The organism is Xylanibacter rarus, assembly GCF_001275135.1.
Taxonomy (GTDB): domain Bacteria; phylum Bacteroidota; class Bacteroidia; order Bacteroidales; family Bacteroidaceae; genus Prevotella; species Prevotella rara.
Genome location: NZ_LFQU01000017.1, coordinates 18,388 through 40,456 on the forward strand (window position 1 = coordinate 18,388; position 22,069 = coordinate 40,456).

Below are 22,069 nucleotides of genomic sequence, written 5' to 3' on the forward strand. Positions count from 1 at the left end.
TTTAAAAAGTAAAAAGCGCCAGGGAGAATAAGGCCTATTGCAACTTGATTGGGATGAAGAATATAAAGGTTCCCTAATGTACTGAAGTATGGAAGAAAATAATATAATTATCTATACCGCAGCTGATGGGCTATTATGAATTTTTTAAGATATGAGTTATGAAAAAAATATTTCTACTTTTATATTTGTGTGTTATTCTCAGTAATATCGCCATATCACAGAACATAATGGATGTGAAACAATATTCATTTAGGTCATTAACTTATAATGATACACGTTCTTTCAGGATTGCTTTACCAGCTTCGGTTTATCCAAATGTAAAGTATAATGTGCTGTTTGTCCTGGATGCAGATTATACCTTTGATGTGATCGCTTCGACAGCCGTTTATTTACAGACCTTTGACTATATTCCTCCAACGGCAGTTGTAGCAATCGACTATTCAACTCCCGGAAATAGAAATGATGTAGGATACGACTTGTCCGGCAACAGTCTTGATTCAAGCGGAGAAATGTTTTATAAATATGTTAATACCGATTTGGCAAAGGAAATAGACAGAATTATTCCAACATCAGGTTTTAATACGTTAGTTGGCCATTCATATACGGCAAGCTATCTGAACTATTATATCGATGCAGGGAATGATAATATGACGTCATATATTCTATTCTCGCCTGAAAAGATGGAACGGATGCCTGGCTTTGAAACCAAGTACAAGACAAAGAGTCCGTGTGTCCGCATAATTACAGCTATGGATGATACTGAAGAAAGACAGACTTTTGGCCGGAATTTGTATGAGAACTTTCAGAAAATGAAATATGACGTTAAGCTTCACAGTATTAAAGCAGACCATATGTCTGTAATTCCGGCAGGGATTATGCAAGCCTTGACAAGCTTGTATGACAAATATTACAATATAGACAGTATATACGCTGCCATAGAACGTTCGGACTGTCCTTTATGGGAGACTTTTACAAGCATAAATGAAAATAACAGAACTCTTTATAAACAAGAATTACCAGTTTCAGGTTCATGCATTTCTGCTTTCTTGTGGACGGCCATTCAAAAAGACGAAAAAGAATCAATAGACAAATTACGCGTTTATTATGAGAAAGCCTTGGAAAATGAAAACTCTGATCCTAATGCATTAGGCGTTATGGGAGATCTGATGAATAAGCTTGGCTTATGGAAAGAGGCAGATTACTACTTGCAACGATGTCTGGACAGATATAAAAAATTGAAACAAGAACATGAAACACTGTATTGGAGAAGAGTGTACTCATTGAATGTTTTACCTAAACTCGGGCAATATAAAAAGGCATGGAAGATATTAGAAGACGGGAAAAAGATATATCCCGATGATAAAGCTATATTCTGTTATTATCAAGGAGTGTTATCAATAACAAACGATTTTCTTATAAAGAAAGGCATAGAACAATTGAAAATTGCACTGAAATATCCCGATGTACTGAAAAATAATTTTGTGAACTCGGATGAAGCAGAAGCTCTTTTGAAAAAAGGAATATCAAAGGAAAAAGGTGTAATGCCATAGATTCTACAATTGGATAAGAAAAATAAGTAAAATTACAAATGAATACGGGTAATCATGCTCCATTAATTCAGAATATTGTCAAGGTTTGACTAGACGTAAGAATCTAAAATCTTGATATATGGTTTTGATTTAAAAAAATAATGCTAACTTTGCAGTTAAGCATGCATTGGCTTGCGGAAAATCTTGAATTTAAGATAAAAATATGATAGAGCAAGTTTTGATAAAGAATTATAAGTCGATAAGAGACTTGTCGCTGCCGTTGAACAGACTTAATGTGCTTATTGGTTCAAACGGTGCGGGCAAAAGCAACTTTATTTCATTCTTTGAACTGATTAAGGCTATCTATGAACAAAGGTTTGGAAGCTATACGTTGTCAAAGGGTGGTATAGATAATTTGTTGTATCATGGAAGAAAGAAATCCGCGTCAATAGAAGGATTGATAGATTTTGATAATACCAATGCTTTCTTTTTTGAGATAAAACCGGCACAGTCGAACAAAGGCTATCTTGAGAATACCGGCGACTATTTTAATTGTTATCAAAGCAAGATAAAAGATTATCCGCAGTGGAACAAAACATTATGGGATTCTGCCGTGGAAGAATCTTCGTTGGCATATAACACTAAATGGAGAGCGGCCTATTTGAGGACATATTTAAAAAGTTTTATGGTGTATCATTTTCATGATACAAGCTTCACTTCTCCTATGCGTGGTGACTGCAACATAAACGACAATGAATGTCTGCGTGATAACGGCTCAAACCTGGCAGCTTATCTGTATTACCTGATGCAGAACGACGAAAAGGCTTTCCGCTTTATCGAGGGTGTCGTACGTTCCGTGGCGCCTTATTTTAAATGCTTTAAGCTTCGCCCTGACGCCAACAATAATAACAAGATACGTCTGGAATGGGAGGAAAAGGATACAGACATGTATCTCGACGGATACAGTTTTTCTGACGGCACGTTGCGTTTCATTGCTTTGGCTACGTTGTTGTTGCAGCCGAAAATGCCAGAGGTTATTATTATTGACGAACCAGAACTCGGACTGCATCCTGCTGCTATCAATAAGTTGGCTGAGATGGTGAAAAGTGCTTCTGTAAAGAGTCAGATAATCTTGTCTACCCAGTCAACAAATCTTGTCAACTGCTTTGATGTTGACGACATTATTGTGGTAGACCGTGCCGGCAGCCAGTCGGTGTTCCGTCATTTGTCAAGTGATGAATTGAAAAAATGGATGGACGATTATAATCTCACTATCAGTGACCTGTGGGAGAAAAACATGATAGGAGGGCAGCTGTGAAACGTTTGTATATCGTTGTGGAAGGGCAGACAGAACAAGAGTTTGTCAACAGTCTTATTGCTCCATATTTGCAGAAATCTGAAATATATTGCGTCACGCCCGTTTTGATACGCACAAGCAGGAGCGGACGTGGAGGCATGGTTAACTATCAGCATCTGTATAATACTATAAAGATGCTGCTTGCGTCATCGCAGACAGACTTTGTTGTTACTACTTTAATCGATTTTTTCAGACTGCCTAATGATATGCCGAATTATGCAGAGTGTACGGCTATTAAGGATAAAACACAATGTGTTGAGGCTTTGGAAAATGCTGTTGATGACTGTGTGTGTGATTCGCGTTTCTTTTCTTACATACAGTTGCATGAGTTCGAGGCTCTTTTGTTTTCAAACAACAAAGGTTTTGAATGTTATTTTTCAGACGAGCATGCAAGTAAAACAGCCTCAATAATTTCTTCTTATGACAATCCTGAGAACATAAACTCTTCTCCTGAAGGTGCGCCGTCAAAACGGCTATTGGCAATAAAACCTGACTACAACAAGGTGCTTGAAGGCAATCTTATTGCGCTGGAAGTAGGAATAGAGGCCATAATAGAAAAATGCCCGCGCTTTGCAGAATGGATGAATAGCATTGTCGAGAAGTGTAAAGATTAGGATGCTTTATTCCTAATAGCCGTTTGTACTAATAATCCCAATAGGTACCTGTTTTTCTTGCTGTTATGGTTATATTAAATTACTTTTACCTATAATGCAAGTATTCGCACGTGGATAAAACTGATAAGATCACAATTTAAAGGCAATCATGCGTTGCTGGGGCAGATGTATAAAATTATAATGACATGAGAATATTTATCGCAATACGATTTACTGAAGCGTTCAAGTCTTCAATATTGGATGCACAGGACGGACTGAAGGAATATGGAGTAAAAGGCAACTATACGCAGCCGGAGAACCTGCATCTTACGTTGGCATTTATAGGCGAAACGGAAAGAGTGGAGGAGATAAAGGCAGCTGTTGATGCCGTTAAGTTTGAGCCGTTTGTAATCAGAACGGGCAAGATGGGATGCTTTAACGGCAGAAGCAGGGTGGTATGGCTCGGCATAGAAGGCGAGGACAAGGTGAAGGCTATAGCGCAGCAGCTGAGACGCAATCTTGACCAACGCGGCATTGACTATGCAAAGGGCAAGTTCAGTCCGCATATCACCCTTGTGCGCCAGCCGTCGGAAATGCCTCTTGACATCGACGTGGAGAGCGAAAGCATGACTGTAAGCAAGATTTATGTAATGAAGTCGGAACGGATCAATGGACGGCTCGTTTATACGGCCTTGTAATTGGTTGATGATAAATCAGCGCAACTGAGCCTGAAGAATAGAGATGGAGTTTTGTAATATTAAAATTACGGACTGATTCATAATTATGATTTGATTGCAGTTATAGGTTGAATTTTGAAAATAGTTAAAGTTATTATGAAACTTAGACGCATAATATTATTTTATTTTGTATGCCTCGTAGGTGTTGTCAGTGCATTTGCCGCAAACGGCCATGAGATAAGATTTATTTATTGTTCTGACCTTCACTACGGAATAAAACGACAGTTTAGAGGAGAGAAGGTTGATGCCTATAAGGTCATTGGCGAGATGGTGAAGTCGTTTTGTCTGCTCAATAAAACAGATTTGCCCTCTGACGGAGGAGTAGGTGAGGGAACAAAGTTTGGCGAGCCGGATTTTGTTGTGTGTACTGGCGATATATCGAACAGAATGCATGATGGGGTGTGGCAGGCATGTAGATCATGGAGGCAGTTTGAAAAAGACTGGATAGAAACCCTCGGATGTCCCATATATCTTGTTCCCGGTAATCATGACATATCAAATGCCATAGGATATCCGAAGAAACTTACACCTGCCAAGGATGAAACAAGTGCTATAGAAATATACAATCATAACATGCCGGAATTTGGCAGTCAGAAAATTTCGTCTTTTGATTATACTGCCAATAAAGTTCATTACACTTTTATAAAAGACAATCTCCGGTTTGCCTTTGTGGGGATATGGCCGGATGGCTTTATGCGTTGTTGGTTAGACAGCATATTTAAAGATGACCCGGCAACATCCACAATACTCTTCGCACATGATCCGGTTGAGGCTGATGCCAAACACTTTACAAATCCTAACTTTCCGTATGACATAAACAGTAAGGATAAATTTGAAAACCTGTTGAGCGATACGTGTTGCGTAAATGCCATTGACATGAGGCCTGTTGGCAACTGGAACAGGCTGGAGAGGTTTTTAAAGTCTCATCCTCAGATAAAGGCATATTTCCACGGAGACTGCAACTATAATGAATTCTATGACTGGAAGGGCACGGAGGGAAGCATATCCTTGCCTGTGTTCAGGGTTGACTCGCCGATGAAGGGAGAGTTGTCGGCAGACGATGAAAGCCTGCTTTCATATCAGGTGGTATGCATAGATACAGAAAGCAGGGTCATAACAGTGAGGGAATGTCTTTGGAACAAGAACGGTAAGACTTCTGTAAATTGGGGCAAGATGAGGAGCATTTCATATTGATGGTGTCAGGTAATGACCTTATGGTCATTTATTTTTGATAAAAGCAGGTTTTAACCTATCATCCGCGTGAAAGATTATTGTTGCAGATATCTGCCGCTTCTGACAAAATCAACAAGCTGCTGTTCGTATTCTGCTTCGCCCTGAATGTAATATTTACGGCTTACACGCTGAAATTTCTCGTATATCTTTTCGGCCTTGCAGCTGTCTGCTTCGTGTATCATGGTGAGGGCGTATTGAACGCGCAGGGCTGAAGGACGGAAGACAGACTGCACTTGCAGGTATTTGCTGATTGACTTGTCCAGCAGCCTGTTGATGTCTTCAGGATAGTGGGGACGTATCAGCGTGAGGTAAATGCGTTCCAAGGTCAGTTCGTTGCGGTAGATAGTAACCATCCGGCTCATGTGCGGCTCGGCGCGCTGCATGATGGCGTTGGCCTTGCCGAAGTCCATGTGCAGCATGGCTAACGACAAGTCGGACGAAAGTGCCATGACGTGTATGGGGTTGCTGAAGTTGATGTCGCGGTCGTCGCACATGTATGTCATGGCCTCAAGCCGTGATGTGTCGTTCTGCATAAGATATCCGATGAGGCGCATGGAGCGCAGAAACACCATCGTGGAAAACTCGTCTTTGTGAAGATTGAGCATGTTGAGACCGTCGTTGGGCAGTCCGGCCAGCTTGTTCGGGATGCCGTTCATGACAATGAGATACAGTCCGGAGATGATGATGCACAACAGAAAGACCGTTGTGACGAGCGAATGATGTGTCGACGGCATGAACATAATGACAGATGCAATCATCGTGAGCAGAAGGTTGGCCAATACGCCGCCAGCATTATATAGGGCTATGCCGAAGGGCGTGTCGCCGTTTTCGGGCGGCAGCATAAGACACTGACCTGCGGCTCCGGCCATGCTGAAGCGTGACAGACGGAAACGGCCGTCGCGACGGCTCAGGACAACGCCCATAATCATAAACGACAGAAACTTCCAGCCGCGCGCCATGGCAGCAAGCATGTGGCCTGCTTCGTGGATGACGATGTGTATGATGAAAGATAAGATGAAGAATATCGCTGCCAGGAGTATCGTGAGAAACACGTCGGCGGCTGATATGTCGGCATGAAGCGCAGGCTTGATGATTTTGCCTATGACGAAACCAACCCCGAAGCCTATGGCTATTCCGCCAATAAATAATGCTGCTATGCGTAATGTCTTGTGGAGAAATGTCTTTTTTATGTTTCCCATGTTTCAGTGTATATTCTTTTGTCTGACTTATTTCGTTCGCGGCTCTGTTGCAAAAGAGCCATTGTTTCAGTGATGCTGACGGCACCGGCATCTCATGATGCTGCAAAGATAGCGTAATAAATTTAAGAAATAAAACAGAAAACGAAACTTTTGTACAGCAGTAACAGAGATGTCATGTAAATAGGTCATTAAGCCACACATCTCTTTTTCAATTTTGTGCATTAACGTTTTCAGCCCGTTTTATTGTTTGCTTTTTCTTGACATAGCCCGCTATATCAAGAAAAATCTTACGAAAATCCGCTTAATGTAAAGTCCAAAATACAGACCGGATTATAATAAGCAATTTGGATGAAAAATAGGGGCTGTGCCTATTTTGCGCACAACCCCTATGAAAACTATTTGTGAAATTGTTATTTAACGACAAACTTCATTGTATTTACGTTACCGTCGATGTAAACTTTAACGATGTAAACACCTGCCGGAACATTGCCGAGGCTGTAACTGCCTGGAGCAACCTCGGTGGCAGCGACTGCCATTCCGCCTGTTGAGAATACTTCGATGTAGTCGTATTCTCCGTTAACAGTAATAGAGCGTCCGTCAGCAGAGATGTTAAAGCCGCCATTCTCAACAGAAACAATGCCACTAGCGTCAACAGAGAAGTCGATAGTGCTCATTTCTGTCTTTCCTGAAGTGTAAGATGCTATCACGCCTGCAGTGTGATTGCCTGCACTAAGGTTTGTGAACGTGTATGTAGTAGCATCTTGTTGAGCAACCTTATTGCCGTCAAGGTAAACCTCATATAAACCGTCTAAAGAAGGAGAACGCAGAGACGGAGATTTATAACCTGTATTTCTGCTTATGTAAGCTGGTGCAGCCAATGCATCTGCGAGTCCGTAGCGTACATCATCAATACGGAATACGCGCTTCTGGTCAGATATGCAGCGTATTGCCACATACTTAGCTTCTTTAGGTATGTCATATGAATATTGCATCCAATAGCTCTGTGCCTCAGTTGCATCCTGTACCTTTACGAAGCTTTCCGGCTGCATGTCGGTTGTTGAATACAGAACCTCAAAGCTTTCAAGGTAGCTATATTCTGCGCTTGTAGCGTAGAATGTGAACTTGAAGTCTTCCTTGAAGTAGAGCTTAGGAGTTATCATCCAGTCGTCATTAGAGTTTCCATAAGAAGCCCATGCAGTCTGACATTTGCTTCCGTTGTATGGTGCAAGATAAGATATATCTGTAGATGAAGGCGTAGTAGCGCTTTGGTTGAAAACCATGTATGCCATAGGCTCAAATATACCCGGCCATTCATATCCCATGAGTCCGCCAGTCTCGCAACCATCGCCGTCGATATACTGCCATCCGATAGCGCCCGGAGAGTTTATTGCGAAGTCTTCATGGCTTTCAAAGTCATCAAAGAACACGTTAGGATAATTCCACATAAATATGCGCTCATTGCCGTTGGCACCCTCCTCAATTATCAGGTTGTAAGGCTTAACTCTATTTTCAGTGATGTTATATGCAAATTCGTAAGAGTCGTCAGTGCTTACATTTATCTTATCAGTATGCGTGTTGAAGCCGTCGAGGACGATGCTCATGTCATAGACGCTCTTCCATACATTCTCTATCACAACGACTCCTGCATCATCGGCTGTGCCTGTGTACAGGTGAATTCCGTCTGAAATAACGACATGTGCGCCGTAAGCCTCATTTTCAGGAGTATCTGTAGTTATACGGAATGTAATATCAGTGTTCATTTTATTTCCGATAGTGTCTGAAACAGACGCTGTTGCAAGATCGCCACCTGTGTATACCGCTTTTACCGCATAAGCGTAAACGCCTTGTTCCATGCTTTGCCAGTCTTTGTCTTCATAACTGCGTGCCTGCTGATTTTCAGAAAGCAGCTTCCAGTTTGCCTCGTTGGCAATGTCTGATGACTTCATTCTGTAGACATTATAGCGTATGCGGCTCTGCGGAGTCTTCATCATTGGAGATTCATCAAGATTAGGCTGAACATCACAGTCTCTTGACTCAAGCTCAACGTAAGTAGCGTTGTTGTCAGCGCTGTTTCTGTATACGAAACGTTTAGTATTGTTTGCAGCAGACTTGAATTCTGTAGAGTCTTCAGGCACTGTGAACGGAGCGGCTATAGGACGAATGAGGAAGTTGTTGTGGAATCTTTCGTCAGCCTGTCCTTCAAGATAAAGATACTCTCCCGTAGTATAATCAGCAGTGAAGCAGTTTACGCCTTCCACGAAAGGATACTTCTCTTTGTCTCCGGCACCGTCAATGCCGACAGTCATGCCAACGTAATTAGAGTTAGATATAGCCAGATAATAGCCGTTGGGGGCGTCTACTGGAGCTGGCAGTGTGTATGAGTTCCACTGTCCGTCTGTAGCCTGTACATAGGTGTTCTGGTAGAGCAACTTGTCGGTTGGCTCTCCGTTTTCGTCAAGATCGAAGATGCTCAGACGTACGCTGTACATACTAGAAGCTGAGTTAACAAAGAATTCTACTCCGTGTATGCTTGAAGGTTCGCGTTTTACAACACCGAACATCGAATTTTCTGTTGCAGTTCCAATTCCAACTGATGTGGTCAGGGTTCCGTCGTCAATGCGCTGCAATACTGCGTCGTTGGCAGGAGCGTTCCATGTTACATTAGCAGAGGTTCCGTCTTCAATGACAGTAACCTTGCCGGCTGGCTTCTGGTTGTCAAGAAGTGTTATTGTACCAAGGTCTGTGTCGCTTTCAACTCCAAAGTTCTTAGTTCCCTCGAGAAGCTTATTCTTTGTTATACTTACAGCGTAGTTATCGTCTTTGAATACGTCAGCAAAGCTGAATGTTCCGTCTGTGGCTGTTTCTGTTTCTTTGTTGTCGTATCCGCTTAGAACAACCTTTGCACCTGCTACCGGTTCGCCTGCAACATCGACAACAATACCGCTGATCTTGTATGTAGGCCGTGCGGTCATTTCGATGTCGCATTGAGTAACATTGTGTTCGGTTACTGATGCCGATGCAGAAGCATTTTCATATCCTAGGGCCTGTACGTCTATGTCGTAGTTTCCTTCGGGGAGATACTCTAGACGGTATTTGCCTTCATTGTCTGTAACAGATTTAAATTCTCCGCCATTAGTGATGACTGTTGCTCCTGCTACGGGTTTGCCGTCACAGGTTATTATACCCTCAACATACCCTTCGTGGTCCTCACTTACCTGTATATTGCCGACACTCAGCTTATAGTTTGCGTAATATGTGCGGTATAAGAAACCGATGTTGTATTCTCCTGTAGCTTTAATCTCAGGAAGATTTGCACGCAGGCTTACAACCTGATCAGATACGATTTCAAACTGGTTGATGCTGTCCTGTGAAGCTATGTCTGTTCCCTGTCCGAATGATACGGCCAGTGTCTCCATTACTTTATTGCTTCCTGGCAGTGCATCGAATGTAACCTTATATCTCTTGCCTGCTTCAAACTTTATGCGCGGTGATATCAGCCAGTCGGCAGCGACAACCTCATCATAATTATATGAACATGTTGCTCCTTTTAATGTGCCGAACATTCCGTCTGACCATGCCCATGTTTCATAATTGCCGTTAGCGTCTATAGTTGTCCATAGTTTGAACTCATCGAGATTGTTAAATTCAAAGGTAATAGGGCTTGTGTATGCCGGTCCGAGGATAACTGTTTCTGATCTTACGCTGTCGCCGGTGGCGTTGTCTGTATGCGGAACTATTGCATAGGTGTATCTGCCCATTTCTGTCAGAGTTTCGTCTGTGAATGATGTTTCTTTTATTGCTGTAGCAACCTTTTCGCCTTCAAGACTGCTGTCCTTAAATCTGATAACATCATAATTCAGAGTATTTACGTCGATGTATGAGCTCAGCTTGCCCTCTGTAGGCGCTGTCCATGACAGCTGTCCATTGTTGCCGTCTGCAATAAGCTTGATGTCGGTAACTCCCAGAGGATCTCCTTTTCCTACATATGAGCCAACGCTGGCTCTGTCTCCGCGGCCAATGCTGTTTCCGGGGACAATTCTGTATGTGTAGTATCCGCGTTCTGTGATGTTGTTGTCGGTCCATGTCTGATGGCCGCCTATTGTCGGGTTGACTATAGAGTCTACTTTCACGCCGTCTCTCAGCACAAGCACATAGCTAAGTTCCTCGAGTGTGCCTCCTCTGCCATATGTCTTTGACGGGTTGTCCCACTCAAGTGTTGCTGTGAGTGCACCATTTTGGCCTCTAGTGATGCTAAGATTTTGCACTTTTGCCGGAGCACTGGCTTCAGCAACTGTAAACGGTACGGATATGCCTTGAAGTGCAGCTTGAGCAGAATCCTGAAACTTAGCAAATGGAGTTACATGAGCTGTCTTAGTGTCAATCATGACAGCATCATAAACCCATGATGATGTAGACCAATTATAAGTGCTGAATCTAAGATAAAGTTTTCCGCTGTCATTATCATAAAACAGACAGTCGCTTGTGTACATGAAAGCACCACCTGGATTATAGTCCAGTGTTCCTATATATTGGCATTCGCATGTATGCTGATTAATCTTATATAAAGAACCCCAGTAGCTTACTCCGTACATTTCTCCGTCATAAGTGGCTGCCATCACGTGCATGTGCTCTTCCATGTCAGATGCCTGCGCAGCAGAATTGATGACATCATAAGTGAATGTTCCTACATTTGTTATTGCTCCGGTTTCAAGGTCAACCTTAACAAGACCGTCTCCGCCGTTGAAACTGTTAAGGCCATACATCGTTCCACTTTGATAATCATACGAAAAGTTGCTGACAGCTTGCCCATTATCTACGCCTCCGTAGTCAGCAATCTGCCTTTGTGTCTTGCTCTCCATGTCGAAAGCCCAAAGTCCGTGCACCTTAATTCCACTATAAGTCTGCTCATACTCAAAATAATAATAGGTGTCGTCAACAATCTGTCCACCGCAGACTTTGTTGTATGTCATTGCTTGAAACAGACTTACATTCTTGATGGTGTCTCCAATTTCGAATGTGTAGATACCTTTACCATAGTCTTCTCTGTCAGACAATGCATAGGCGGTCTTGAAGTCAGAGGCAAAAGCCTGACATAAGACCCCGGATAACACGCAAAGCGATGTCACAAGATAATAATGTAATTTGCTTTTCATGTGTTTAAAATTTAAATTAATACTATATCAGTTAACTGATTTTTTCAATACAAAGATAAATAAAAACATTGTTTGTTGTAACAAAATGTATAAAAAATGGCCGCTGTCAGTTTTTATCTATATACTTTTGAGCGTTATAGCTGAAAAATTGTGATATTTTGCTATCATGAAGTCATCTTAAATTAGTAACTTTGCAAACAGTTAAACGTTAAAAAAATAGAACTATGAAAAGATTATTGCAATTTTTATTCTTTGCTTTCATCTATGTCATGACAGTGGAAGCAGTGCCGGCATATCGTGGTGCGATAAATGCTTTGCAGCCAGACGGAACAACCATCACTTTTTATATAAATGGTGATGAGCATTGGCATCAATGCATAAGCACTGACGGATATCTGCTCAAGCAGGACGAAGACGGAGGATACAGGTATGCAAGCTTGACAGATAAAAATATGCTGACAATTCAGGACTCGCCTTTGGCGCATAATCCAAGTATGCGCTCTCTCGCTGAAATAAGATATGTAGGCAAGCTGAAAAAGGCAACAGAATTGATGAATAATATATCAAGGCCTGACAGAATAAATAAGGCAATGAAGCAGAATGGCAGCAACTCTCGTTTTAAAGTGGGAAATTATCCTACTACAGGAGAGGGGCGTTGTCTTGTACTTTTGGTAGAATTTGCAGATAAGGATTTTTCTCTTGACAAAGACTTTCATGACCGTATGCTCAATGAAAGCGGATTTAGCGACAATGGAGCTACAGGCTCTGCGAGAGACTATTACATTGCACAGTCAAGTGGGGTATTCGTACCACATTTTGATATCGTAGGTCCTATAAAACTATCGCACAATACGGCATATTATGGTAGTGACAGTTTTATGACAACTGATCAAAATGCAGGTCTTATGATAAAAGAGGCATGTCAGTTGGCAGACTCAGAATATGAAATAGACTTTTCGCAATATGATGGTGATGGTGACGGAAAGGTGGACATGGTATATGTTATTTATGCAGGTTATGGACAGCATGCCGGCGGCGGCTCTAATACAATCTGGCCACATAAATATCTTTTGTCTGCATATAACATAAATTTGAATCTAGATGGCAAGACGGTTGACACGTATGCCTGTTCGTCTGAACTTTTCGGCAACAGTGGTGTGCAGTCGTCAGGTATAGGCACAGTTTGTCATGAATTCAGCCATGTGCTGGGGCTTGCGGATCATTATAACACATTAGATGCCACGGATTATAAACTTGGTTCATATGATATAATGGAGTATGGCCCTTATAATAATGACGGCAAGACGCCTCCGTCATATAATGCATTTGAACGTATGACTTTGGGCTGGCTGACTCCTGTAGAGTTGACTGAACCTACCGACAATGTTACGATGGGGCATCTGGCAGAGACAAACTCTGCATATATACTTACGACAAGCAATGAAAATGAATTCTATCTTATGGAGAACCGTCAGCAGCAAGGCTGGGACAGATATATCCCGTCAGGAGGACTTATGATAACGCATGTTGACTATAATGAAAATGTATGGAATAACAATAGCGTTAACGACGACACATCACACCCGAGATTCCATTTAGTTCCTGCAGATAATCATCTTGCGTATAATGCGGTTGCCGGTGGTAATACTGAGGAAAAGGATTTGTATCCTATTTCGTCTAATAACAGTTTTACGGACATTTCAACTCCGGCAGCACAGCCATACACGGGGGAAACTTTAGATAAATGGATTACAGACATAAGTGACGATAACGGGACTATTGTATTTAATTTCATGTCAAATCATCTTAAAACGCCAAAAAATATCAAGGCAGATGTAAATAGCAATGATAGTTTTACGGCATCTTGGGATATGGTTGAACATGCAAGCAGCTATGTGATCAACCTTTATAAGTTGGGATATAAATCAGAACAGAAGGTCGCTTTGCAGGAAGGTTTTTACATGATGACATCAGGAACTTCTGAATCAGCAAATTCTACAGATATAAGTGAAAGTATTGATGATTATGTAACTGAAAAAGGCTGGACAGGAAGTAAGGTTTATCAGGCAGGCGGCTGGTGTCAGATTGGAAATGTTTCAGAAGGCGGTATGCTCACCACACCTGTGTTGAATCTTAAACGATATGATGGTAATTTCGCGGTGGCAGTAACGGTAAAGGCTGCTTCTGGTGAAACGCCTGTTTTCAGCGTCAGCGCAAATGGAATGAGCGGCAAGACAAGAATAAACAGCGTATGCCGTACATACTTGTTCCGTTTCAACAACGGTATTTCAAAAACACCTGTTACTTTTGCCACTAATTTAGGACGTGCCATAATAGATTCTATAACAATTGTAAGAGGTGAAGACGATGGATTGTTTGATGACGCCAAAGTGGTTGAGGTAAGCGGCGAACCTGAAGTAATTGAGGGTGAAGTTGAAGATACAGACTTCCTGCATACTGACACTGTTACAGTTGATGGCGTGAAAGAGCTTTATTATACGTTCAAGGATCTGGAGCAAAAATCATATTACGCGTTTGCTGTAAAAGCTGTAAGCAGTGATGCTGAATCGGCATTCTCTGAAGAAGTGGTTGTTTATACAGACGAGTCATCGGCTATAACGATGCCCGATAATGATAAATATGGTTTAGACAATGCACCTGTAAGTATTTTCACCATTGATGGAAGAAAGGTTGAAAATATGAACGTTCCAGGTATTTATATTATTAAGAAAGGAAATACTGTTAGAAAAATAGCGACATATTAACCCTAAATATTATGAACATGAAGAAGAATGTTATTATTGCATGTACGGCCTTACTGCTTGCAGGCAGTGCGAAGGCACAGATTACTTATTTTAGCACAGGGTTTGATGAAGGCATACCGTCAGCTTTTACTTTGCATGATGTTGACGGACGTACACCGTCAACGGATATGCAAAATCTTGGATTTACTGTTGGAGTTCCATGGATTGCATACGAGGAGGGCAATGATGGCAATATGGTAGCATGTAGCACGTCTTGGTATAAAAACGCAGGAAAATCGGACGATTGGATGGTGACAGGGGCCATAGCAATAGAATCTGAAAAGACAGTGCTTTCATGGCGCTCGAGGGCTAGTGACAAAGATTATCGTGACGGGTATAAAATATACATATCAGAAAAAGGTACTGCAGTTGAAGACTTTGACAAGTCAGCGCCTTTGTTTGAAGTTTCAAAAGAAAGCTACAGCTGGACTGAACATGTTGTAGATCTCTCGGCATATGCAGGAAAAACTGTATATATAGCTTTTGTTAACGACAGTCAGGATAAAAATTGTCTTTATGTCGATGATATCTTTGTTGGTGTGGAGTCTAATGTCGGATTGACGACAAATCTTGGACGTGTGATACAGCAATATGGTGATGTGGCTGTATCAGGACAAGTTTTTGCCACAGGGGAAAAAAGCATAACGTCCTATAAAGTAGGATATAGAATTAACGGTGAAACTTATGAACAGGAGTTTGACGGAACACTGGAGCCCGGCAAAAAGACAGATTTCGTCCTAGACAAGAAATTTAATATCTCGCGTAATCAGACTTCTGAATATGAAGTATGGATAAAGAGCGGCACAGACAGCACTGGCGTAAAAGGGCGTGTGTCTGCATATCCCAGAAAACTTGTGTCAGAAGAGGTTACCGGAACATGGTGTGGTTATTGTGTAAGAGGTATTGTGGCAATGAAAGAGATGAACGAAAAATATCCGGACTCATTCATCGGCATCGCTATTCACTGCAGTAGTGCAGCATGGACAGATGCGATGTCATTTGGTGTTGAAGACTATCATGACTTGCTTTTCTCAAGATGTAATCTTTCTGGGTATCCTCGTTGTGTGTATAACCGAAATACAATGTATTCGATTGATCCGGGAGATATGGAAACATATTATAAGCAGATTATGGATAATTCGACAAATAATTGCGGTATACAGCTTAATGCTTCGTATGATGAGGCTACAAATGGGATTACTGCAAATACGGACATTTATTTTGCAGCAGATATAGATAAAGCTGATTATCGTCTGGCATACGTTCTCGTTGAAAACAACGTACACCGTACCAATGAAGACATTGGTGTTCCGGAAGGAAAACCGACAGGATATGAGCAGAATAATTATTATGCAGATAACGCAATGGGAGAGATGGGCGGATTTGAAAACCTTCCGTCAACGATTCCTGCAGATCAGATGTGGTATAATGATGTGGCAAGAACAATATATCCTGATTATAATGGTGTATCTGGAGTTATACCGGAAACAATAAAAGAAGGAGACCATTTTTCATATTCATGCTCTTTTGAGATACCAAAGAATGTGCTTGAAAAGAAAAACACAGAGCTTATAGTGTTGTTGATAAATAAGAATGGAATAATTGATAACGCCGATAAGGTAGCCATTGATGGACTTACAACCGGTATTTATACAGTAAGGGATGATAACGTCGCAAATGAAGATGATGCGTATTATAATGTTAATGGCATGCGTGTGAATTATCCAGGTAAAGGTATATATATTCACAAGGGTAAGAAAATCTTAAAATAATAATGCCATTGTTATATTTGAATAACTGAGACGTATTTGTTGTAAGGCACTATAGAATATTTGTCCATTTATGCAAAATATTTTATAGTGCCTTTTTTATTATAGTGCCGGATTGTAAATCAGATGTTATATCTTGCGTATGAAATCATCAAGACTTTCTCCGTGCTGTAAGCCGAGTTTTTTTCTTAATCTGTAGCGATTGCTGTTAACACTGTCTGGACTTACAGACAACATACCGGCTATCTGTTTTGCTCTTATGCCAATTCTGACATACGCACATAATCTTAAATCGTTTTCTGTAAGTTCTGCACTTATCTCTTTCAACTTTACAAAGAATCCAGGATGAACAGAGTCAAAATGAAGCTTAAAACGAGACCATTCGTCATCATTTTTAAGACTGTCGCCAATGACACTATTAATTTGCTTGACATACTCCGTTGGTATCAGGTTTTGCTCTGAATATCGTTTTGTTATGTCACTTATCTGTTGTAACACTTCGTTCTTGTTTGCTAAAAGTAATGTTGATGAACTTATTTCGCAGTCTTTTTGTTTTATGTCTCTTTCAAAATTTTGTCGGTTTATACTGTAAATAAGTGATTCTTGCTGTAAGCTGTTTCGTAATTCTCGGTTTTCTATCTTCCTTATTTTATAGCGTTGGTATAAATATACAAATACAGATACGGCGACAAGTATTAAAATAATTATAGATAGAATCATAACGTACATTAATGTACGGTTTAGCTCGGCATCTTTTTCTAGTAGGTTTATTCTGTCGTTGCTTCGCGCGATTGCCTCTCTTGCCTTAGCCTTGGGCAGGTCCTGATTTCGTATCTCTGTTTCTCTTGCTTTATATTCGTTCATGTATTTCTCAAGGTACTTGTATGCTTCATCTTTTTTACCAAGTTTGTCTGATACCTTCCATAGCATTTCATATATTTCGGTTAGAAACTGTTCTCCCTTTAACATTTCTGTAATTTTTTCTTGCTCATGAAGCAATGTCAAGGCCTCAGAGTATTTCTTTTGCGCATATAGAACCTTTATGTGGTTAATATTATATAGCGTGGTAAAAATAAGATTTCCGTAAGCATTCTTTTCCAAAATGCTTAATGCATGGTTATCATATATAGCTGCGCTGTCAATTTGGTTCTTTTCGAGGAAAAGCATGCTTATATTCGTTAATGCTTGAAATGTCATACCCCAGTCTTTTTTGCCACTTTCAACAGATTTTTTATATAGTTGTAACTTTTTTTCTCCTTCAGCAAAGTAAGCTTGAAAAAAATATATTCTGTTAAGAGGAAATTTTACTTTTTCATATTCTTTGCCTGCAAGCATAAGTGGGCTTTTGGCGTTTTCAGGATCGTTAATATCTAAATATAATTGTACAAAAAGTAAATATACATTACCGAGAAAGTAATGATCTTCGTATTTTTGAAAAACAGGTATGGTTGATTTTAGCAGGTTATATGCTTCTAGATATCTTCCGTAGCGTTCATAGTTTCCTGCCAATTGGTAATTAATGCATGCCATGTCGTAGTCATAGTTGATTGAACAAAGCTTTTTTGCTTGCTCTAATAAAGGTATGCATTGTTGGGCCGATGCATTCATCTGTATAGTCCTGGCTTTCCAAAATAAAGCTCGGGCTTTTAATTGTTTGTTCCCTTTTTCCTCTGCAATTTTATATAGTTTGTCAAGGTCTTTTATTTCTATTTTAACACGATTGTTTTCAAAATCCATGCGACATAATTTACTTGCAATGGAGTCAAATTCTTTATCAATAGGCATAAAATTATACTTTTGTCCTTTAGCATAAAGAGGTAATATAAGTAATACAATCAGAAAAATATATTTAACGTAAAATCTTTTCATGTTATTTTAATTTATTTGTCTGAGACGTATAAGATTCATATAAAAATATGTTTTTTATGATGACTGCAAATGTACATAAAATATATGATTTTGTAGCCAAATTAGAAATTAAATAAGATCGTATTAAAAAATGATGCATTATGAATTGTAAGACAAAATGAAAGTATTTAATCATGATTCTAGTTCTTGTGTTAAATACTATGATTTGTTTCTGAAAAAATGAATAACTTTAGTTCACATAAGGTATAGTTTTTATGTTTGATTTTATTTTTTATCACCTTGTTAAAGTTGGCATGCTTCTTAATTCGTTCTTTATTTCCGGTATCTTTTAAGTGTGAATACTTTATCTGTAGTTACAGAGAATGTTATTGACAAAATAATAAATTAATTACAATAAAAGTCTATTTTCTTGCCGTTATGGTTATATTAAATTATTTTTGCCTGTAAATACAAATAACTGTACGTGGAAATGTCATCTGGAGCTGTTCAAAAAATGGCTTGAAAAATTTATTGAAAACACCTGAAAGGGGGTATGTATGATGAATGGTACGGTAACGGCATAAATAATTATCTAAAATTATGAGAACAACAATATTATGTATTTTGCTTTTCTGTGTTTACGCGCTGGACACGAAGGCTCAGACAATAGAACCAGAGGTGAATGAGAATGTTGAACTGATGAGCATATTGGCGCGCATGGCCGTATACCCTGAATATAAGATGGATATGGCAGGGCAATATATAAAAGACATGGATGAATATTTTAAGAGTCAAACGAAGCATCCGGCTGTGCAGTATATGAAAGAACTCAGAAACAAGTACGGCATATCTTTTGATGCCGTGATGTCGATGGCGATACATCTTAATAATCAGAACGGCACGTTCTCGCTGATAGACGAAGAAGTGCCGACGCTTGAAAAGAGATGGGGCAAGGTGGACAAGACGGAGTTTTTGACACAGCTCGGCAACTTTTATAAAGATTCAAGGTTCAACGACTTTTTCAATGCACATAAAGCCCTGTATGAAAAAGGACTTGAGGCTTATCGTGAGAATGTGATAAAGTATCTTGATACAAGTTGGTATTCTGCCTTTTATGGTAAAGAGCCGCAGGAAATATTTTCTGTGATTATTGGCTTTTGTAACGGCGGTGGAAACTATGGAGTTAACAGACACGTAAGAGGCAACAAGAAAGAAGTGTTTGCCGTTGTGGGCTATTATGTTGACAAGGACGACAGGCCTATGTACAGCAAGGACTATCTGCCTACGCTTGTGCATGAGTTTAATCACTCCTTTGTAAATTATCTGCTTGACGAGAAACGATATCCCGGTCATGTGAAAGATATGGAACAGGCGGCAACAGGCATATTTGAGCTGTCTAAATGGGCAATGGCGAAGCAGGCATACGGCAACTGGAAGACAATGATAAACGAATCGCTGGTGCGCGCAGCCGTAATCTGTTATATGTTGGACAATGATTATAAACCGGAAGAAGTGAAACAGGAGTTGTCGGAGCAGATTCAGCGCAACTTCAGATGGATGCCTGAACTGGTGAGTCTGCTGAGAAAATATGAGAAGAAACAGCATAAATATGGCAACTTCGAGAACTTCTATCCGCATGTCATAACCTTCTTCTCGGATGTGGCGAAAAAGGAGAATGAGCAATTCAAGGTGTTAAACTGAAATCGGTAATTATGCCGTACATAGTTTTATCAATTTTGTGCATTAATGTTTTCAGCCCGTTATGTTGTTTCTATTGGCGCAAGGCGCTAAGGGCAAACGAAGTTCAGCGCTAGCTAATTAAAAATTAAAAGTGAAAAACAAGTGCATGTGGTTTCCATTCGCAAGCACTACGTTTGGTATTGTGCCGGCTGATTTGCAATCTGCCGGAATTGAGTATCAGAACCGAAGGTCAGCGCAGCTAATTTTTTAATCCGATTACTTCCTATTTCTTGTAGTAAAACATTGACTAGACTAACGTCGAACTTCGTTTTCAGCGCAGCTAATTATGAAACGCTGTTCGGCGTTAGCAAATTATAAAAGTGTCTGCAAAAAAATGACGAAGAACGATATAAAACAAAAATACAGACCGGATTCTTATAACGATTTGGCTTTAATGTAAACCTAAACTCGGCATAAGAAAAACGTATCAGCGGCATAAATGTACAGGCTGGAATGTTGACTGTAGTTGACAGCCATAAATACCGGCCTGTTTGCCGGTAAAAACTGTGTCGTTTCTGCATCAAAATTGGCCTGTTTTTAGACCGTAAACGATAGGTTAATGATTTGAAACATATACTCGTTGTTTTGCTTACAGTTTTCTTTATGGAGATTCTTTCTCTGATTGTTTCTTAATGAAGAAAGTGCGTTTTCCTTTCAGTTTTTTGCCGTTAATTTCTATGAGGCTTTTTATGCAGGCTTATATGGATGAGAACATTTGTGGCAGTTTTGTTTTATTGCCGTCAGAAAATAAGTACGGATGTTTTTGATGAAGAATAAAAAAATATTATCTTTGCAGTTAGACAAGTAAGGGCAGAAAACCCGTACATGTCATAACGGCGTGCTGAAAGGCTTACGGCATTATGCCGGACAAAAACGGCAGCATGCAGTTGACGAAAAGGGGCGGGGGATGGACAGATGTACTAAGGAGCAGCGGCACAAAAACATGGCCGCCATACATTCGGCAAACACAAAGCCGGAGATGATAGTCAGGAAGTATCTGTTTTCACGCGGATTCAGATACAGGCTGAATCATCCACGCCTGCCGGGACATCCCGACATAGTGCTGCGCAAGTATCGCACGTGCATCTTTGTGAACGGCTGCTTCTGGCATGGACATGAAGGGTGCAAGTATTTCAAGATGCCAAAGAGCAACGTTGACTTCTGGGCAGCCAAGATAAACCGCAACAGGCAGCGCGACAAAAGGGTGCAGCAGGAGCTGGCCGCCATGGGATGGCACTGCATGACGGTGTGGGAGTGTGAGCTGAAGACAGACAGGCGTGAACAGACGCTGACGTCGCTCGAATACACCTTGAACCATATATATCTTGGCGACCGCACCGTGAGATACTCTCTGCCGGAAGACGACTGCGGCATGATGGCTGCAGAGGCCGAGCCTGAATATGGGGCGGCGGATGATGACGACGGGGCGATGATATAACGCATAGAATTAACAGCTAAACCGGAAGCAAGAAAATAAATCTTTACAACTGTATGAGTTAAAAAACTAAATAGCTTACGTTTTAAGTGTAGAATTTGCTAAATTTGCGGCAGAAACAAGTATTGTGTAGATGAAAGATTTTGCGGCTATAGATTTTGAGACGGCCAACGGCGAGCGCAGTTCGGTGTGCAGCGTGGGCGTGGTGGTTGTGCGTGACGGTGAGATTGCCGACACGTTCTATTCGCTTATACAGCCCGAGCCAAACTATTACACCTATTGGTGCAGCAGAGTGCATGGCCTGACGCGCGAAGATACCGAGGAGGCACCGGTGTTCAGCGAGGTGTGGAAGCAGGTGGAGCCGCTCATTGAGGGGCTGCCGCTGGTGGCTCATAACAAAGGCTTTGACGAGGGCTGCCTTAAAGCCGCGTTCAAGGTTTATCAGATGGATTATCCCGACTACTGCTTTTACGATACCCTTGCCGCTGCCCGCAGGGCTTTTCCCTGTGCAGAGAATCATCAGCTGCATACTGTTGCTGCCCTTTGCGGCTACGACCTAACGATGCACCACAATGCCCTTGCTGATGCCGAGGCCTGTGCATGTATTGCAAGAGAGATATTGTGATGCTGCAATGTTGTGGCACATATACTGAGAATGAATAAAAGACGGAG

The 22,069-nt window shown here is 40.9% G+C and carries 13 protein-coding genes; 10 read left to right on the top strand and 3 right to left on the bottom strand.

Going from position 1 to position 22,069, the window contains the following annotated elements; translation table 11 throughout:
• Positions 1–158: 158 nt before the first annotated feature.
• The 5 genes from ACU52_RS09280 to ACU52_RS09300 all read left to right on the top strand — a co-directional run bounded on the left by ACU52_RS09280 (position 159) and on the right by ACU52_RS09300 (position 5,410).
• Positions 159–1,550, top strand: coding sequence for a hypothetical protein (locus tag ACU52_RS09280; RefSeq protein ID WP_053398601.1), 1,392 nt, complete (start codon positions 159–161; stop codon positions 1,548–1,550).
• A 202-nt stretch (positions 1,551–1,752) separates the two neighbouring features.
• The gene (locus ACU52_RS09285) at positions 1,753–2,847 is read left to right on the top strand and encodes an AAA family ATPase (protein ID WP_053398602.1); all 1,095 of its coding nucleotides are present in this window, start codon (positions 1,753–1,755) and stop codon (positions 2,845–2,847) included.
• On the top strand, positions 2,844–3,500 hold the full coding sequence (locus tag ACU52_RS09290) for a DUF4276 family protein (RefSeq protein WP_053398603.1): 657 nt from the start codon (positions 2,844–2,846) through the stop codon (positions 3,498–3,500). The genes ACU52_RS09285 and ACU52_RS09290 overlap by 4 nt, the downstream gene beginning before the upstream one ends.
• Positions 3,501–3,685: 185 nt before the next feature.
• Positions 3,686–4,177: an RNA 2',3'-cyclic phosphodiesterase gene (gene thpR, locus ACU52_RS09295; RefSeq protein ID WP_053398604.1), complete on the top strand. Its 492-nt coding sequence runs from the start codon at positions 3,686–3,688 to the stop codon at positions 4,175–4,177.
• Between the two features lie 135 nt (positions 4,178–4,312).
• Positions 4,313–5,410, top strand: a complete 1,098-nt coding sequence (locus ACU52_RS09300; protein WP_053398633.1) for a metallophosphoesterase family protein — start codon at positions 4,313–4,315, stop codon at positions 5,408–5,410.
• A gap of 74 nt (positions 5,411–5,484) precedes the next feature.
• Here ACU52_RS09300 and ACU52_RS09305 read toward each other — a convergent pair whose 3' ends face one another.
• Complete coding sequence (locus ACU52_RS09305) at positions 5,485–6,648, bottom strand: M50 family metallopeptidase (protein WP_053398605.1); 1,164 nt, start codon at positions 6,646–6,648, stop codon at positions 5,485–5,487.
• A 410-nt stretch (positions 6,649–7,058) separates the two neighbouring features.
• Positions 7,059–11,801: a choice-of-anchor J domain-containing protein gene (locus tag ACU52_RS09310; protein WP_082335233.1), complete on the bottom strand. Its 4,743-nt coding sequence runs from the start codon at positions 11,799–11,801 to the stop codon at positions 7,059–7,061.
• Between the two features lie 224 nt (positions 11,802–12,025).
• On the opposite strand from ACU52_RS09310, the gene ACU52_RS09315 reads away from it, so the two are divergent.
• Together ACU52_RS09315 and ACU52_RS09320 are read left to right on the top strand one after the other, a co-directional pair.
• Complete coding sequence (locus tag ACU52_RS09315) at positions 12,026–14,566, top strand: M6 family metalloprotease domain-containing protein (RefSeq protein WP_082335234.1); 2,541 nt, start codon at positions 12,026–12,028, stop codon at positions 14,564–14,566.
• A gap of 17 nt (positions 14,567–14,583) precedes the next feature.
• Positions 14,584–16,377: a choice-of-anchor J domain-containing protein gene (locus ACU52_RS09320; RefSeq protein ID WP_162207761.1), complete on the top strand. Its 1,794-nt coding sequence runs from the start codon at positions 14,584–14,586 to the stop codon at positions 16,375–16,377.
• Between the two features lie 126 nt (positions 16,378–16,503).
• Here the strand turns inward: ACU52_RS09320 and ACU52_RS09325 are convergent, their stop codons facing one another.
• Positions 16,504–18,243, bottom strand: a complete 1,740-nt coding sequence (locus tag ACU52_RS09325; protein ID WP_053398609.1) for a tetratricopeptide repeat protein — start codon at positions 18,241–18,243, stop codon at positions 16,504–16,506.
• A gap of 579 nt (positions 18,244–18,822) precedes the next feature.
• On the opposite strand from ACU52_RS09325, the gene ACU52_RS09330 reads away from it, so the two are divergent.
• The 3 genes from ACU52_RS09330 (at position 18,823) to ACU52_RS09340 (ending at position 22,022) form a co-directional block, all read left to right on the top strand.
• A complete protein-coding gene (locus ACU52_RS09330) occupies positions 18,823–19,923 on the top strand; it encodes a DUF4932 domain-containing protein (protein ID WP_053398610.1) in 1,101 nt (366 codons plus the stop codon).
• A 946-nt stretch (positions 19,924–20,869) separates the two neighbouring features.
• A complete protein-coding gene (locus tag ACU52_RS09335; RefSeq protein ID WP_053398611.1) occupies positions 20,870–21,400 on the top strand; it encodes a very short patch repair endonuclease in 531 nt (176 codons plus the stop codon).
• Between the two features lie 130 nt (positions 21,401–21,530).
• A complete protein-coding gene (locus ACU52_RS09340) occupies positions 21,531–22,022 on the top strand; it encodes an exonuclease domain-containing protein (RefSeq protein ID WP_053398612.1) in 492 nt (163 codons plus the stop codon).
• Positions 22,023–22,069 lie beyond the last annotated feature (47 nt).

Bases quoted from the DNA above. Each gene is read 5' to 3' on its own strand.
- thpR (WP_053398604.1), top strand. From the start codon at position 3,686: ATGAGAATATTTATCGCAATACGATTTACTGAAGCGTTCAAGTCTTCA.
- ACU52_RS09325 (WP_053398609.1), bottom strand. From the start codon at position 18,243: ATGAAAAGATTTTACGTTAAATATATTTTTCTGATTGTATTACTTATA.
- ACU52_RS09305 (WP_053398605.1), bottom strand. From the start codon at position 6,648: ATGGGAAACATAAAAAAGACATTTCTCCACAAGACATTACGCATAGCA.
- ACU52_RS09320 (WP_162207761.1), top strand. From the start codon at position 14,584: ATGAAGAAGAATGTTATTATTGCATGTACGGCCTTACTGCTTGCAGGC.
- ACU52_RS09340 (WP_053398612.1), top strand. From the start codon at position 21,531: ATGAAAGATTTTGCGGCTATAGATTTTGAGACGGCCAACGGCGAGCGC.
- ACU52_RS09335 (WP_053398611.1), top strand. From the start codon at position 20,870: ATGGACAGATGTACTAAGGAGCAGCGGCACAAAAACATGGCCGCCATA.
- ACU52_RS09330 (WP_053398610.1), top strand. From the start codon at position 18,823: ATGAGAACAACAATATTATGTATTTTGCTTTTCTGTGTTTACGCGCTG.
- ACU52_RS09315 (WP_082335234.1), top strand. From the start codon at position 12,026: ATGAAAAGATTATTGCAATTTTTATTCTTTGCTTTCATCTATGTCATG.
- ACU52_RS09310 (WP_082335233.1), bottom strand. From the start codon at position 11,801: ATGAAAAGCAAATTACATTATTATCTTGTGACATCGCTTTGCGTGTTA.
- ACU52_RS09300 (WP_053398633.1), top strand. From the start codon at position 4,313: ATGAAACTTAGACGCATAATATTATTTTATTTTGTATGCCTCGTAGGT.
- ACU52_RS09280 (WP_053398601.1), top strand. From the start codon at position 159: ATGAAAAAAATATTTCTACTTTTATATTTGTGTGTTATTCTCAGTAAT.
- ACU52_RS09285 (WP_053398602.1), top strand. From the start codon at position 1,753: ATGATAGAGCAAGTTTTGATAAAGAATTATAAGTCGATAAGAGACTTG.